The sequence below is a fragment of the Galbitalea sp. SE-J8 genome, from assembly GCF_030345695.1.
GTDB lineage: Bacteria > Actinomycetota > Actinomycetes > Actinomycetales > Microbacteriaceae > JAUASV01.
The window spans coordinates 295,931-311,457 of the sequence record NZ_JAUASV010000001.1 but is presented as its reverse complement, the minus strand read 5'-3'; the positions used below and the strand labels follow the sequence as shown (position 1 = coordinate 311,457).

General features: G+C 67.3%; 16 protein-coding genes and 1 pseudogene. 14 read left to right on the top strand and 3 right to left on the bottom strand.

Annotated features, from left to right (window positions below; genetic code table 11):
• Window positions 1–142 precede the first annotated feature (142 nt).
• Complete coding sequence (locus tag QT381_RS01490; RefSeq protein WP_289246853.1) at window positions 143–574, bottom strand: VOC family protein; 432 nt, start codon at window positions 572–574, stop codon at window positions 143–145.
• A gap of 112 nt (window positions 575–686) precedes the next feature.
• Window positions 687–1,352, bottom strand: coding sequence for an arsenate reductase/protein-tyrosine-phosphatase family protein (locus QT381_RS01485; RefSeq protein WP_289246852.1), 666 nt, complete (start codon window positions 1,350–1,352; stop codon window positions 687–689).
• A gap of 56 nt (window positions 1,353–1,408) precedes the next feature.
• On the opposite strand from QT381_RS01485, the pseudogene QT381_RS15790 reads away from it, so the two are divergent.
• The 14 genes and pseudogenes from QT381_RS15790 to QT381_RS01415 form a co-directional block, all read left to right on the top strand.
• Window positions 1,409–1,630, top strand: a pseudogene (locus QT381_RS15790) (aquaporin); the annotation flags it as partial.
• A 26-nt stretch (window positions 1,631–1,656) separates the two neighbouring features.
• Window positions 1,657–1,833 (top strand): hypothetical protein, encoded by a 177-nt coding sequence (locus QT381_RS01475; protein WP_289246870.1) that lies wholly within the window; start codon window positions 1,657–1,659, stop codon window positions 1,831–1,833.
• A 14-nt stretch (window positions 1,834–1,847) separates the two neighbouring features.
• Window positions 1,848–3,317, top strand: coding sequence for an FAD-dependent oxidoreductase (locus tag QT381_RS01470; RefSeq protein ID WP_289246851.1), 1,470 nt, complete (start codon window positions 1,848–1,850; stop codon window positions 3,315–3,317).
• Window positions 3,318–3,391: 74 nt separating this feature from the next.
• Window positions 3,392–3,517 carry a hypothetical protein gene (locus QT381_RS01465; RefSeq protein WP_289246849.1) on the top strand — a complete coding sequence of 42 codons (126 nt, stop codon included), beginning with the start codon at window positions 3,392–3,394 and terminating at the stop codon, window positions 3,515–3,517.
• A 171-nt stretch (window positions 3,518–3,688) separates the two neighbouring features.
• Window positions 3,689–3,910, top strand: coding sequence for a hypothetical protein (locus QT381_RS01460; RefSeq protein WP_289246848.1), 222 nt, complete (start codon window positions 3,689–3,691; stop codon window positions 3,908–3,910).
• Between the two features lie 99 nt (window positions 3,911–4,009).
• On the top strand, window positions 4,010–4,177 hold the full coding sequence (locus QT381_RS01455) for a hypothetical protein (RefSeq protein WP_289246847.1): 168 nt from the start codon (window positions 4,010–4,012) through the stop codon (window positions 4,175–4,177).
• Window positions 4,178–4,299: 122 nt separating this feature from the next.
• The gene (locus QT381_RS01450; RefSeq protein ID WP_289246846.1) at window positions 4,300–4,560 is read left to right on the top strand and encodes a hypothetical protein; all 261 of its coding nucleotides are present in this window, start codon (window positions 4,300–4,302) and stop codon (window positions 4,558–4,560) included.
• A gap of 68 nt (window positions 4,561–4,628) precedes the next feature.
• Window positions 4,629–5,462 carry an IS5 family transposase gene (locus QT381_RS01445; protein WP_289246845.1) on the top strand — a complete coding sequence of 278 codons (834 nt, stop codon included), beginning with the start codon at window positions 4,629–4,631 and terminating at the stop codon, window positions 5,460–5,462.
• Window positions 5,463–5,574: 112 nt separating this feature from the next.
• Entirely contained in the window at window positions 5,575–8,139 is a 2,565-nt protein-coding gene (locus QT381_RS01440; protein ID WP_289246844.1) for a glycoside hydrolase family 30 protein, read from the top strand.
• 136 nt (window positions 8,140–8,275) lie between these two features.
• Complete coding sequence (locus QT381_RS01435; RefSeq protein ID WP_289246843.1) at window positions 8,276–9,583, top strand: ABC transporter substrate-binding protein; 1,308 nt, start codon at window positions 8,276–8,278, stop codon at window positions 9,581–9,583.
• A 23-nt stretch (window positions 9,584–9,606) separates the two neighbouring features.
• Window positions 9,607–10,518: a carbohydrate ABC transporter permease gene (locus QT381_RS01430; protein WP_289246842.1), complete on the top strand. Its 912-nt coding sequence runs from the start codon at window positions 9,607–9,609 to the stop codon at window positions 10,516–10,518.
• A complete protein-coding gene (locus QT381_RS01425) occupies window positions 10,518–11,405 on the top strand; it encodes a carbohydrate ABC transporter permease (protein WP_289246841.1) in 888 nt (295 codons plus the stop codon). The genes QT381_RS01430 and QT381_RS01425 overlap by 1 nt, the downstream gene beginning before the upstream one ends.
• Before the next feature lie 19 nt (window positions 11,406–11,424).
• Window positions 11,425–12,678 (top strand): family 1 glycosylhydrolase, encoded by a 1,254-nt coding sequence (locus QT381_RS01420; RefSeq protein ID WP_289246840.1) that lies wholly within the window; start codon window positions 11,425–11,427, stop codon window positions 12,676–12,678.
• Complete coding sequence (locus tag QT381_RS01415; RefSeq protein WP_289246839.1) at window positions 12,675–14,510, top strand: glycoside hydrolase family 2 protein; 1,836 nt, start codon at window positions 12,675–12,677, stop codon at window positions 14,508–14,510. Before QT381_RS01420 ends, QT381_RS01415 begins: the two co-directional genes overlap by 4 nt.
• A 16-nt stretch (window positions 14,511–14,526) precedes the next feature.
• Here the strand turns inward: QT381_RS01415 and QT381_RS01410 are convergent, their stop codons facing one another.
• Window positions 14,527–15,516: a LacI family DNA-binding transcriptional regulator gene (locus QT381_RS01410; RefSeq protein ID WP_289246868.1), complete on the bottom strand. Its 990-nt coding sequence runs from the start codon at window positions 15,514–15,516 to the stop codon at window positions 14,527–14,529.
• Window positions 15,517–15,527: the final 11 nt, after the last annotated feature.

Genomic DNA, 15,527 nt, shown 5'->3' with positions numbered 1-15,527 from the left:
TCATCGTGAAGATGCCTTTCGAGTGGGTTGTAGGAGATTCCTCGAAGGGACTACACGGTGACCGCGCCCACGTCTACGACGAGACCGGCCACCGCGAACTACACCACGTTAAGGGGCACTACTCGCAAAAGGCGCGCCGCGCCTACTGCACGCAGAACTCGTTTCCCTCGGGGTCGCGCATCATGATCGCGAACTCCTCGTAGGGTCCCCACGGTTCGGTGAGCACCTTCTCGACCGAGGCGCCGAGCGCGACCAGGCGGTCGGCCTCCGCCTCGACTGCGGCGCGGTCCGCGTGACCGGCCGACGACGGCGTGAGGTCGATGTGCATGCGGTTGCGCTGCCGGCGCTCGTGCTGGTAGCGCGTGAAGAAGAACCGCGGATGCTGCGGGTCGTCGTCCCACGCGATGGCTCGCTCCGTGAGGTCGTCGTCGTCCATGCCCGCGGCGCGCAGCTCCGCCTCGAGCTCGGCCGGCCAGCCCGCCGGCTCGGGGTAGCCCATGACGGCCGCCCAGAATCGAGCGAGCTCGGGCGGATCCTCCGCGTGGATGGTGATGTTCGCGATCCGTGGACTCATGCCTCGACGGTAATCCGGTGATGTGCTGATCGCCAGCGCATCGCCCGGATGGCATGCGGCCCGCGCGCCGGTCGCTGGCGGGACACCATCCTCATCGCGTGGCGGGACGGCGCTACGCGGTGACGATCCGCGGCGCGAGCGCGTCGACGCGGCGGGCGAGCTCGTCGTACGCTGCGTCGAACGCGCGAGCGCTGCCCTCGGCGACCGGGTCCGGCACCGACCAGTGCAGACCGTGGATGCCGAGCTCTTCGTGGGCGTTGTCGCACACCGTGATGACGAAGTCGGCGTCATCCGCGATCTCGGCGAACGCACGCGGGTGCCCGTTCAGCGCGAGGCCGTGGCGTTCGGCGGCCGCGACCGCGCCGCGCGCGATCCGCGGCGCCGGATGCGTGCCCGCCGACACCGCGGGCACGTCGCTCGCCCGGTGCCAGAGCGCTTCAGCGAGCTGGGATCGCGCGGAGTTCGCCGTGCAGACGAACACCACTCTGCGGGCCGCGGCCGTCGCGGACGGGCCGAGGTCGGCCAGCGCCCCGGGTGCGAGCGTGACGTAGCTGCGACGTCGATCGCCCTCGGACCGTGACCGGCGGACGATCCCTTCCCGCTCGAGCACGCCCAGGTGGTGGGCGAGGAGGTTCGAGGGCATGCCGAGGACGGCCTGCAGCTCGGATGGGGACCGATCGCCCAGGGTGAGCAGGTCGAGCATCCGGAGTCGCGCGGGGTCGCCGAGAGCAGCGTGCTTCGCCGCACGCCGCTCGAGGTCGGTTCGCTCATCGGTCATTGACTCAATGTTGACTGAAGTAATGATCGCCGTCAAGATGACCACGACATGAACGCATCCCTCTCCCGCCGGCTGCTCGCCGAACTGCTCGGCACGGCCCTGCGACCGCGCTCGGTATCGCGGTGATCATCCTGACGCTCGGGCCCGTCTCCGGAGCCCACCTCAACCCCGTCGTGTCGGTCGTCGGCTGGTTCGTCGCACGTCGCGCCCCAGCCGGACTCGGCATCCGCGAGGCGCTTCTCTACGCGCTCGCGCAGGTCGCGGGCGCGATCGCGGGCGCCGAGCTCGCCAACTGGCATCCGTCGTGCCGTTCATCGCGGCGCAGATCGCCGGGGGCGCACTCGGCGCGGTGCTCGCCCTCGTGCTCTTCCCGAACGCCGGGCTCTTCCCGAACGCCGGGCTCTTCCCGAACGTCGGGCGCGTCCCGGACGTCGTGCGCACCGCATCCGATGTCGTGATCCCTCACCCGACCACACGCTGAGAACAGGAACGCCCATGCACATCGTCGCCATCGGCGGCAGCGACGCCGGCATCTCCGCCGCGCTTCGCGCCCGAGAGCTCGACCCGTCCGTCGACGTGACCGTCGTCGTCGCCGACGAGTACCCCAACTACTCGATCTGCGGCATCCCGTACTTCTTCTCGGGCGAGGTCCAGCCGTGGCAGTCGCTCGCCCACCGCACCCACGCCGACCTCGAGGCGACCGGGATGAGCCTGCGGCTCAACACCCTTGCGACCGACATCGACGTTCCCGGCAAACGCCTCATGCTCACCGGTTCGGACGGCGCGAGTTCGGAGCTCGCCTACGACGAGCTCGTCGTCGGCACCGGCGCGCTCCCCTCGGATGCCGGAATCACCGGCGTCGGTCGGCTCACGCCCGAGGACGGGCTGCACGTCATCCACTCGATGGGCGACACGTTCGCCCTGGAGCGCCAGCTCGACGAGAGGCGGCCCGCATCCGCGATCATCGTCGGTGCCGGCTATGTCGGGCTCGAGATGGCGGAAGCGTTCACCGTGCGGGGGCTCGCCGTGACGCAGCTGCAGCGCGGACCCCAGGTGCTCTCGACACTCGACCCCGAGCTCGGCGGGATCGTGCGCGCCGAGCTCGACGACCACGGCGTGCGCGTCGTCACGCACACCACGGTCACGGCCATCGAGAAGACGGCCGCGGGCCTCACGGTGACCGCGACCAGCGACGGCGTCCCGGCCACGTTCACGGCGGAGCTCGTTCTGCTCGTGGTCGGCGTCCGTCCCAACACCGACCTGCTCGAACGCGCGGGCGCGACGCTCGGCGCCGGCGGTGCGGTCGTGGTCGATGAGGCGATGCGCACCGGCCTCCCGAACGTCTACGCGGCCGGCGACGGCATCGTCACCCACCACCGGCTCCTCGGTGTCACCTACCTTCCGCTCGGCACCACCGCGCACAAGCAGGGCCGGGTCGCCGGAGAGAACGCCCTCGGCGGGGATGCCCGGTTCGCCGGATCCGTGGGCACCCAGGTCGTCAAGGTCTTCGACCTCGTCGCGTCCCGCACCGGGCTGCGCGAGCGCGAGGCCGCAGCCGCAGGCTTCGCGCCAGCGACGACGCAGGTCTCCGCCGACGACCACAAGCGCTACTACCCGGGCGCGCAGCCGATCAGCATCCGCGTCACGGGCGACACGGGCACGGGCCGGCTGCTCGGCGCGCAACTCGTCGGACGCCTCGGCACCGAGACCGCGAAGCGCGTCGACACCTACGCGACCGCCCTGTTCGCCGGCCTCACCGTCGAGCAGGTGAGCGACCTCGACCTCTCCTACACACCGCCGCTCGGCTCGCCGTGGGACGCGGTCCAGGTCGCCACCCAGGCGTGGTCGCGCCAGGTCGGGCGGGCGGGCGACCTCGTGGGCCTCGTCAGGGATACCGACGTCCGCCCCCTTCAGGCGGCGCCCCTCGCAGGCAGCGAGGACGGACCCGAAGAGAAGGGAGGCTGATCATGGCGAATCGATCGGCAATCACCGGCCGCCACATCTCCAACGCGGCGGCAGCTCGTCACCCAAGGACGAGTGTGACCGAGTCCGGCGGCAACAAGCCCACCGGCACTCACAACCGCTCCGCGATCAGCGGGCGGGACGTCTCCGAAGCGGCAGCTGCCCGGCATCCGAACACCAGCGTGACGGAGAACGGCAAGTAGCTCTGCGAGAGCGGGAGGGCGCTCGATCTCACTGGTACTGAGATCGAGCGCCCTCTTTGCACACCCACGATACGAGCCGTGCGTGGTTGATGACCGCACCCAGTCATCATCGGGCCGCAGTCCGGTCGGGGCGCTCTCCCAGATGCCGGGCGCGGCAGGTACCGTGGGCGCGTGGTCGACAGCGCGCTTCTGGAGCAGGTGCTCCGACTCGACGCCGAATCCCGGCGCGAGTTGATCCGTGCCGTCGAGGGCTCGCTGGACTACGACGACGTCCCGCCGCACGTCCTTGCCGAGATCGACCGGCGCCTGCCCGGGATGGGTTCGGGTCCGAGCCCCGACGCGGTCCCGGCTGACGAGTTCCTGCGCCGCGTTCGCGCTCGCCGTAGCGCGTGACCTTTCACGTCCTCCTCGACGGCCAGGCGCAGCGGGACTTCGAGGAGATCTAGGCGTACCTCGACGCCAACGCGCCGGATCAGACGGAGCGCTTCCTCCATGACTTCGCTCCTGCATCCCGGGGTGCGGCCCGGCGTTCGGCACGAGAGCCTGACCGTGTTCCGATACCACCTCTGGTACCGGGTGCTTCCGGAGATCGAGCACGCCGAAGTCCTCGCCGTGCTGGACCATAGCCGCGGGCCGAACGCGCTCGAAGACCGGCTGTAATCAAAGGCCGAGCCCCAGGCTCGGCGGGGTCGACCGTGGTCGTCGCGTCGGTGCGACACGTCGGGAAGCTGGGCGAGGCGCGCCTCACGCACTGCGAGTGCGCGTGCGGCCTCTGTCCGGGCGTGCTCCTGCTGCTCGCGGATGAGCCGAGCGGCGTCTGCCGACGGCATAGCTTCGACTCGGGCAAGGAAGCGCCGGGTGCGCTCGGCGCGGTCCCGCCAACCGGTCGCGCGATCCGCGGCGTCGCGCTGGGCGCGGCCGTCGAGCATGCGCTGCAGCAGTGTCGACGGGTCGCGGGCCTCAGCAGTCGCGTCGAAGCTGTGGCCGAGCCGTGCAGCGGTGTAAGAGGTCGCGCCGAAAGGTGGGTGATCGCGGCGCGTTGACGTCGGAACGAGCACGAGGCCTGTTAACCAGGGTTGTGTGAAGAACTCATGCATCAACAGGACGCCTCGTGCCCGCGGTTCCATCTTCGATCATTGAGCCGTTGTGGCACCAGTTCGAGGCCCTCGTCCCACCGGTGGTTGATGAGCATCCGCTGGGTTGCCACCGGCCCCGTGTGTCGGACCGGGTCGTCTTCGACAAGCTGATCCAGGTGCTCGTGCTTGGCGCCGGGTACGTCAAGATCGCCGACGACACGTGCTCGGCGACCACGATCCGGCGTCGGCGTGACGAGTGGATCCGGCACGGGATCTTCACGATGCTGGAACAGATCTGCCTCGACGCGTACGACAAGATGATCGGCCTTCAGCTGGGCGACCTGTCGGTGGACGGGTGCATTGTGAAAGGGCCCTGCGGTGGTGAGGCCGCCGGGAGATCCCCGGTAGACCGCGGGAGACAGGGCACCAAACGCTCCCTCCTCGTCGACGGGAACGGGATCCCGCTGGGGTGCGTGATCGCGGGCGCGAACTGCCACGACTCCCCGCTGCTGGCTCCCACGTTGGAGGAGCTGGGTCGGTTCGGGTTCGATCTCCCCGAACGCATCACCGTGCACCTGGACGCCGGCTACGACTCCGGGAAGACCCGCGACCTGCTGGACACCCTCGGCGTCGACTACGTGATCAGCAAGAAGGGCACGCCCCTGCAGACCGGCGCCCGCTGGGTCGTCGAACGCACCAACTCGTGGCATACCCGCGGGTTCCGGAAACTTCAGATCTGCACCGAGCGCCGCACCCGCGTCATCGACGCGTTCATCGCACTCGCGGGCGCGATCATCATCACCCGACGCCTCATCCGAGAAGCCTGGACCCGACACCGCTGGGACACCAGACCCACCCGACGACCATGACCTATCGGCACGACCTCTAAGCACAGACGAGTCTTGCTACGTGGCATGCTACGTGGTAAGACCAGGCTGAACACCCAGACTGGAGGCCGCGATGACGCGACGATCGACAACCGTGACAGCCCTGCTTCTCGCTTCGGCGACCAGCCTGAGCATCATCGGGCTCGCGGCTCCACCCGCGCTCGCCGATGGCCAGAGCGTCTCAGTCTGGCGGACGCTCGACGGTCAGGTGCACACCGGCTTGACCGCGGTGACGGGAGCGACGTTCGCGGCCGATAGCGGAACCAACCCGCTCACGATTGACACCGACGACGAGCGCACCTATCAGACGATGACCGGGTTCGGTGCGACGCTCACCGACTCGTCGTCGTACCTCCTGAACCGAAAGGTGTCGGCTGCCACGCGGGATGCAGTCTTCGGAGATCTGTTCGGCGGTTCGACCGCACAGTCGATCGGGCTGAATCTGCTGCGCCAGCCCATGGGGTCGACCGACTTCGTCTACACCGAGCCGGGCAAGCCGACGTACTACACGTACGACGACACCGCCGGAGACACCTCGTTGAATCAGTTCAGCATCTCCCGCGACCTCGACGATGTCGTGCCGATGGTGAAGAAGGCGCTCACGGTGAACCCGGGAATCAAGGTCAACCTGACGTCGTGGAGCGCGCCAGCCTGGATGAAGGACAGCGGCACCCTCACTGCCCCGGCGCAGGACGGCTACCCGGGAACTCTGCTCTCGCAGTACCGCGACGCGTACGCCAACTACCTCGTGAAAGCCACCCAGGCATACGAGGCGCAGGGGATCCCGGTCTGGGCCACGAGTGCGCAGAACGAGCCCACGGTCGGCAATACGTACAACACCATGGTGCTGTCACCGACGCAGTCCGCGGACTTCATCGTCAACTATTTTGCACCGAAGCTCTACGCCGCGGGATTGCAGCCCCGGATCTTCGCCGGCGACACCGTCGGCTTCGATCCCAACTACGCGGACCAGGTGTGGGGTGACGCGGCAGCTCGCGCCGAGACCGAGGGCTCTTCGCACCACGGCTATGTCGGCGCTCCTACCGACCTCAGCCCGCTCCACGGCAAGTATCCGTACAAGCCGATTTACCAGACAGAGCTCGCGCCGTACTGCACTGATCGCGACTTCCGCGACGTGCTGGTGAACGGCACGCGCAACTGGGCTCAGAGCGTGATCAGCTGGAACGTCGCCCTCGACACGACTTCGGGGCCGTACCATACCGGTGCAGTCGACATCTGCAAGGGAAGCGCGACGAGCAACCACCCGGGCATCCCGATCCAACCGCTCTACACCATCGATCAGTCGACCGGAACGGCGACGCCGAACTCGAGCTATTTCTGGACCGGCCAGTTCTCCAAGTTCGTGACGCCCGGCGCGAAGCGCATCGCCTCGACCAGCTTCGGCGACACCAGTGTCCAGGACGTCGCGTTCCTCAACCCGGACGGCACTCGAGTCGTCGTGGCGTGGAACCGCGCCGCATCGACGAGCAGCTTCAAGATCCGGAGCGGGAGCCAGTCATTCACGTACAGCCTCCCGGCGGGCGCGATGGCGACCTTCCGATGGGCCGGAGCCACATCGGGATCGCCGCACGGCTGGGGAGACTCGGTCTACAGCGCGGATGCCTCCACTCCGTATGCCGGCGGACTCCAGCGCGGACCGTGGACCAAGGTCAGCGCGGCGGCCGCCTCGTCCACCGGTCTCGGTTCAGGGTGGAACTCGCTCTTTACCGGCGCTGACACCCGACTGCTCGACTACTCCCTCTCGGTCACGGCGAAGCGCACGGCCGTCGGAACCACGTCCGCGGCACCGAAGTACGGCGTCTACGCGTGCTACGGCAACTCCGACAACTACATCCAGGCTTGGCTCGACCCTGCCAACAGCCAGTTCGTGACCAACGTGCGTCTGGGGGGCACGAACTACGGATTCAGCGGTGCGCAGGCGCTGCCGGGCTTCAACCCTTCCGTCGCCCACACGATCGGTGTCAGCAGATCAGGCGACACCTTCTCGTTCACCGTCGATGGGGTGGCGCAGCCCTCTCGAGCCGCTCCGATCCAGGGGTGCCAGGTGGGGTTGGTCACCGAGGACAGCGCAGTGCAGTTCACCGCGTTGGACGTCCAGGACCGGAAGGCGTGGGGAGCCTCCCGGTATTCGGTGAGCGCAGGCAACCCCTACGGCGGCGGGCTGCAGACGGGCTCCTGGATCGTGAACGACACGAACAGCGTTGAGTCCGCGTCCACCGGCGCGTCGAGCTGGAACTCGATCTTCACCGGCGCCGGCCTGGCGCAGGCGAACTACACGGTGTCGAGCTCGATCCGTCGCGTCGCCACGGGATCGAGCGCGCATCCCAAGTACGGGATCTACGCGTGCTACAAGGACGACTCCAACTACATGCAGGCGTGGTTCGACCCCTCGAATGGACAGTTCGTGAGCCATTCGATCGTCGCCGGAGTCGCCGACAGCTGGCCGGCCATCGCCCTGCCGGGAGGCTTCAATCCGCAGATCGCGCACACGCTCACTGCGGTGAAGTCCGGCTCCACGTTCACCTTCTCGATCGACGGCTCTGTCGTGCAGACGCGCAGTGCGGCCCTCACGGGCTGCCAGGTCGGTGCCGTCACTGAGGACACCAGGGTGAACTACCGATCGTTCGCCATCTCGTAAATCAGGAACCCGGCGCGCGAATCGTTACCAAGGTGATGCTCCGCCGGCCGCTCACGGTATTGCCACGTGGTAATGTGCCACGTGGCATAGCGCTCCACTTGCCAATCCTGACAACGTCGTCACGAAGGAGAAACCCGTGAACCACACCATCCGACCCAGGCTCCGCGTGCTCGCGGCCGCGGCACTCGCCGCGGGCCTCGCTGCCGGCGCTCTGTCGTCCTGTTCCTCCGGATCCGCCGGAGACTCGGGCGGCACCACCACCATCACCTTCTGGAACGGCTTCACCGGCCCGGACGGAGACGTCCTCAAGGCGCGGGTGGCCGCCTTCAACGCCAGCCAGAAGAAGGTCCAGGTCAAGATGTCCGTCATGCCCTGGGACGTGCTCGGAGAGAAGCTGCTCCCTGCGCTCGGTGCACACAAGGGCCCCTCCATCGCCGTGGGCGGCGCCGAGTCCGTCGGCCAGTACGCGTCGAAGGGCGCGTTCGCCGACCTGAGCGACTACTACAAGGGCTGGAAGGATGCGTCGCAGCTGTTCCCCGCCGATCGGTCGGCCACCGAGTTCGAGGGCAAGAACTACGCCGTCCCGATGACATTCACGCCGGTGCTCGTCTACTACAGCAAGAAGCTGTTCACCGAGGCCGGCCTCGACCCGAACAAGCCGCCGACGACGTGGCAGGAGTTCCAGGACGACGCGGTCAAGCTCACGAAGGACGTCGACGGCGACGGCAAGCCGGACCAGTACGGATTCGTGCTCCCCGACCACACATCGCCGGCGATCTGGGAGTCGCTGATGTGGGGCAACGGCGGTGGCACGCTCTCCGAAGACGGGAGGAAGTCGACTATCCAGGACGCCGCCAGCATCGAGGCAGTCACGACCTGGGCCGACCTCCTCAAGTCGAAGAAGGTCTCGCCCGCGGGGATCTCCGGACCTGACGCGGACGCCCTGTTCCAGTCGGGCAAGGTGGGCATGCTCTCCGAGGGCCCGTGGATGATCAACGGCTTCAAGGGCGCCAACCTCGACTTCGGGATCACGAACGTGCCTGAAGGACCGAAGGGCGCGATCCCGGTCGCGAACAGCAACATGCTCTTCGTCAGCAAGGACGCTTGGGGCTCTGCGGACCAGAAGAGCGCCGTCACCACCTTCCTGAACTACTGGAACAGCAAGGAGAACCAGCTCGCCTGGTCGACCGGATCGGGCAACCCGCCGACTCGTCAGGACATCTCCGTCGATGACGTGAAGGCCAAGGCGCCCGAGATGGCGCAGTTCATGCCGTTCCGCGACAAGGCCCGCTTCTTCCTGGCCGGCACGACCGACTTCGGTGACATCAATTCGAGCGTCTACGAGGCGTCAATGCAGAAGATCACCGCGGGGAAGGGCGAGCCCCAGGAGGTGATGACCCAGGCCGGGCAGCAGCTCAAGACGATCCTGGCCGGTTCCAAGTGAGTGTCGCGCATTCGGGTCGGCACGTGTCGCCTGCCGGCCCGGTGCGCCGCATCCGCCGGACGACGCCTCTCCGGCGGCGGCGCACGCTGACTGCCTACCTCTTCCTCGCGCCCGCGCTCCTGGTGTTCGGAGTGTTCCTGGTCTACCCGATCGCCGAAGGCGTGCGAGTCTCGCTGTTCGAATACACCCCATTCGGCGAGAGCTTCCTCGGGCTGGACAACTACACGAACGTCTTCGCTGATCCGCGATTCTGGGGCTCGCTCCGCAACACCGCGGTGTACGCGGTCGTCGTGACGACACTGACCATCGCGATCGCGCTGGCCATCGCGCTGCTGCTCAACTCGAGGATCGGGTTCCGCACCTTCACCCGCGCGGTCGTGTTCGTCCCCTTCGTGCTCTCCATGGCGGTCGTATCGATCGCCTTCACGTTCCTGCTCGACCCCGACATCGGCTGGCTGAGCTACATCCTCGGCAAACTCGGCCTCCCGCAGGTCGCCTACCTGCGCGACCCGTTCTGGGCCATGGTCTCGGTGATCGCCGTCGGGATCTGGAAGAGCGTCGGCTACTACATGGTGATCTTCCTCGCCGGCCTCCAGCAGATCCCGAAGGACCTCTACGAGGCCGCCGCCGTCGACGGGGTCAACCGCTGGCAGCGGTTCCGTTCAGTGACGCTCCCGCTGCTGTCGAACACCACGATGATCGTGTCCGTCCTCACGCTGATCGGCGGCCTGCAGGTCTTCGACCAGATCTTCGTCATGACAGGTGGCGGGCCGTACTTCTCCACCGAGAGCGTCGTCGGGTACCTCTTCACCCGAGGGTTCAGTGACCTGCGCATGGGCTACGCATCGTCGATCGCCGTCGTCTTCACCGTGCTGATCGTGGTGCTCTCGCTCATCCAGATCCGCTTCTTCAACCGCCGGACGGTGCAATTCTGATGACCACGACGACCTCCACGATCCCGATCGCACGGAACGCGCGACACGCGGTCGCGAGCGATGACCGAGGCACCACTCCGGTCGGCTGGATCGTGGGCGCTTGCGTCGCCGCATCCGCGATCATGCTCTTCCTCATCCCGCTCCTCTGGACGCTGAGCACCTCGCTGAAGCCATACAAGGACATCACGGCCTACCCGCCGACGTTGCTCCCGACCGAGATCACGTTCCAGAACTACGTGACGATGTGGAACACGCTCGACTTCCCGCGGCTGTTCCTCAACACGGTGGTGTTCGCGGGTGGGGTCACCATCCTCGCGCTGATCTGCGATTCCCTCGCCGCCTACGCCCTGGCTCGCCTTGACTTCCCAGGCCGGAACCTGGTCTTCGTGCTGATCCTCACCACGCTGATGATCCCGCCGCAGATCACGCTCGTCCCGCTCTTCAACCTGATCACGCACATGGGCCTGCTCAACACCTTCCCAGGGCTGATCCTGCCGAGAGCGGCAGACGCCTTCGGCATCTTCCTCCTCCGTCAGTTCTTCCTCTCGATCCCTCGGGATCTCGAGGATGCGGGACGGATCGACGGCGCCTCGGAGCTGCGGATCTTCGTGCGTGTGATCCTGCCCCTGTCCAAGCCGGCGGTGCTGACCCTCGGGCTCTTCATCTTCATGGCCAACTGGAACGACCTCCTGTGGCCCCTGATCATGTCGACCGACGGGTCCCTCGCGACCCTCCCGTCCGGGCTCGCCTCCTTCGTTGGTCAGCACGTCACCGAGTACGGGCCCCTAATGGCCGGTTCGGTGCTCGCCATGCTGCCCATGTTCGTCGCCTTCCTCGTCGTGCAGCGCTCGTTCATCCAGAGCATCGCCTCGACCGGCATCAAATAACCCGCAACCAGGAGACACCGTGCCCAACCAATTCGCAGACGGCCGATTCCGCTTCGGCCTCGGCATCGAGGACACTTTCATCCCGCAGATCGACTTCGGTCGTCGCGAACTCGACGAGTACACGCTCACCCAGCACTACTCCAAGTGGCGCGACGATCTCGATCTCGTCGCAGACAGCCGGGCGCAGACGCTCCGCTACGGGTTCCCCTGGTATCGGATGAACCCGGAGCCCGGGAAGTTCGACTTTCGCTGGTCGGATCCGGTCGTCGACAAGCTCGCGGAGACCGGGGTCGACGTGATCGTCGACCTCATGCACTACGGCGTGCCGCTCTGGCTCGACAACGCCTTCCTGAATCGCGACTATTCGAAGCGGGTGGCCGAATGGGCGCACGCCCTCTCCGAGCGGTACGGAGATCGGCTCACGGCCTGGACACCGCTTAATGAACCGCAGATCAACGCGTTCCAGTGCGGCGAGATCGGCCTGTGGCCTCCGTACTTCCATGGCGATGACGGATTCCTCCAGGTGCTCCGCGCGCTCTGCGAGGGGATCGTCCGCTCGCAGGACGCGATCCGCGAGGCGACCGGAGACACCGCGACCTTCGTCCACGTCGACGCGATGTTCCGCTACAAAGAGCAGGACGGGATCCGGCAGGACTCCGTGGCGCTCCGCAGGGAGCGGCGCTTCCTAGCCGAGGACCTGGTCACGGGCCGCGTCGATGCCGCGCATCCGCTGGCCGGCCACCTCGCCGAGCACGGAATCACCGACTCGGAGCTCGACTGGTTCCGCACCCACACCGCGCATCCCGACGTATTGGGTGTCAACTACTACCCGGTGTGGGGAACTGAGGAGTTCGTCCACGATGACGAGGGCCGGATCGTCATGCGCCGACGCAATGACTGGATCGAGGGACTTGAGGAGTTCATCCGGGAGTTCACCGCCCGGTTCGAGGTGCCGGTGATGGTGACCGAGACGAGCCGAGATGGCACACCGGAGCAGCGGATCGAATGGCTCGACGACTCCGTCGCGCTGATGCGGCGCCTGCGCGACGAGGGCGTCGACGTGGTCGGCTACACCTGGTGGCCCTTGTTCGACGTCATCGAGTGGCAGTACCGCGAGGCACTTACCCCGGTCGAGAAGCACGTGATCTCGATGGGCCTCTACAACCTCACGCCCGACGGGGTCGGAGGATTCGAGCGCACGCACACCTCCGCAGTCGACCGCTTCCGCGAGATCGCGGCGGACGGCCTTCCCGCGAAGGCGATCGCACCGTGATCCGCGGTAGCACGCAGGACGGCAGCTACCCGCGCCCGCTGCTGGTTCGCGAGGAGTGGACGTCGCTCGACGGCGAGTGGGAGTTCGCCTGGGACGATGGCCAAGTCGGTCTCGCCGAGCGCTGGTACGCACCCGATGGCGCGGTCTTCGACCGCCGCATCCGAGTCCCTTTCGCCCCCGAGAGCACGCTCTCCGGCATCGGGGACAACACACCGCACGACGTGCTCTGGTATCGCCGCGAGGTTGACCTCGAGCTGCAGTCCGGCCGCCGGTGGATCCTGCATCTCGGCGCAGTGGACCAGTCCGCCGATGTCTGGGTCGACGGCGTGCACGTCGGCGGTCATGTCGGAGGACAGACGTCCTTCCGGCTCGACATAACCGACGCGCTCGCCGGCCGGCGCGGTCACCAGATCGTCGTGCGCGCGGTCGATCTCGTCGACGACGTCGACATTCCGCGCGGCAAACAGGACTGGCGCGGAGACCCGCATTTCATCTGGTACCGGCGCACGAGCGGCATCTGGAAGACGGTCTGGCTCGAATCGGTACCGGTACAGCACGTGACCGCACTGCATTGGGGTGCCGATCTCGTCGCAGGGCGGATCAGTGCGAGCGTCTCGCTCGCATTGCGACCCCTGCCCGGCACCGAGGTGTCCGTGCGGATCTGGCACGATGGGCGACTGCTCGGCGAGACGCGAGTGCTGGCTGATCACACAGATGTGGAGATCGAGCTCCGCCCATCCGCGCTGCAGAACGCGCAGGAACGCGAGTCGCTGCTCTGGCAGCCGGGCAACCCGGTGCTCCTCGACGCCGAAATTGTCGTGACCGAGCAGGGCGCGCGGGGCGACGAGGTCGCGAGCTACCTGGGGCTGCGGTCGACGGAGGTGCGCGGCGGGCGATTCCTCGTCAACGGACGCCCCATCTTCGTGCGCTCCGTGCTGGAACAGGGCTTCTGGCCGGACGGGCAGCTCACGGCGCCGGACATCGACGCGCTCCGCCGAGAGGTCGAAATGATCCTGGAGCTCGGGTTCTCGGCGGCGCGCATCCACCAGAAGGTCGAGGACGCGCGGATGCTCTTCTGGGCCGATCGTCTCGGGCTGATGATCTGGGCGGAGACCGCGTCGGCGTACCGATTCTCGCCCCGAGCCGCTGCAGCGATCACTCGCGAGTGGCTCGAGATCGTCGACCAGCAGCGAGATCATCCGTCCGTGGTTACCTGGGTTCCCGTCAACGAGAGCTGGGGCGTCCAGGACATCGCGTACGACCCTGCTCAACGGGAGCTCGTCCAGTCGCTCGCGTCGCTGACCCGCGCCCTCGATCCGAGCCGACCCGTCGTCTCGAACGACGGCTGGGAGCACGTCGACAGCGACATCCTGACCCTGCATGACTACTCGACCGAACCGACGATCCTGCGGGAGCGCTATGCGGATCGTCATGCGCTCGCCGAGACGCTGAGCGGCATGGGGCCGCAAGACCGCGAGCCGATCCTCTCCGGTGTGCTCCAGGCGCAGGTGGACGAACACGAGATCCCGATCATGGTCACCGAGTTCGGCGGGGTCGCCTACTCGGCGGACGGGACCTGGGGCTACGCGATTGTCACCTCGGACAGCGCCTTCCGTCACCGGATCGCGGAGCTGTTCGGAGCGCTGGAGGCGAGCCCGGTTTTGAGCGGCTTCTGCTATACCCAGTTGACCGACACCATGCAGGAGTCCAACGGCCTGCTGACTGAGCAGCGGGAACCCAAGCTGGCAATCGAAGTGCTGCGGGCGATCGTGACGGGCACCGACGTGCCCACGGTCGTCGAGGTCGCGGAGCGTCGAGTGGCCAGCAGCTGACCGGCGCGACATCGCATCAGACGCTGTCGCGTGCGGCGATCGAGAACGCCTTCGTGGTCTTCGCGCGCTCCCTGCCCGGATCCGCGATGCGGTCGATCAGCATCTGGACGGCCTCTTCAGCGATGGAGGCCTTGTCCGGTGCCACGGTGGTGAGCCGTGGCACCGTGTAGCGGGTCTCGTCGATGTCATCGAAGCCCACGACCGAGACATCATCAGGCACCCGGCGTCCGAGATCGAGCAGCGCGCGAATCGCACCGATCGCCAGCAGGTCATTGGCGCAGAAGACGCCGTCGAAGTCGATCCCGGACTCGACGAGGCGCGTCACTGCGTCGTATCCCTGCGAGCGGTGGTAGCCGTCGACCCTGACGAGCAGCTGCGGGTCCACGGGGATGTCGTGGGCTCCGAGCGCAGCCGAATAGCCGCGGCGGCGGAGGTCGGCCATGGCGATGGGATTGTCGCCGATGAACGCGATCCTCCGCCGGCCGCGATCGAGCATGACCTCGACGACAGCACGCGACGCGGCCTCGTTGTCGACGGTGACGTGATCGGCGGTGCTCGGGTCGAGCTGCTCACCGAGCAGGACGACCGGAAAGCGGTCGAGGTAAGGGCGCAGCTGCTCAGCGGACACGCTGATCGGGCTGAAGAGCAGGCCCTCCGGTTGCTGACTGACGAACTTGTCGAGCGCTTCCAGTTCGCGCTCTTCGATTCCGAGAGTCTGGGCGACCAGAACGGTGTAGCCCCTCGACTCGAACTCCTCCACCAGGAGGCGGCCGATCTCCGCGAAGTAGCCGACGTCGAGCTCGGGCAGGATCAGGCCGATCGTTCCGCTGCGCCCGGTGCGGAGTCGCTGAGCCGCCTGATTCGGCTGATAGCCGAGCTCGCGGATCGCTTCCTGAACCCGTACGCGCACGTCGTCGCTCACGTAGGGGAAGTCGTTGACGACGTTCGAGACCGTCCGGCGCGCCACGCCTGCCCTCTTCGCGACGTCTCCTTGCGTGACAGCCATCGCCACCTCCC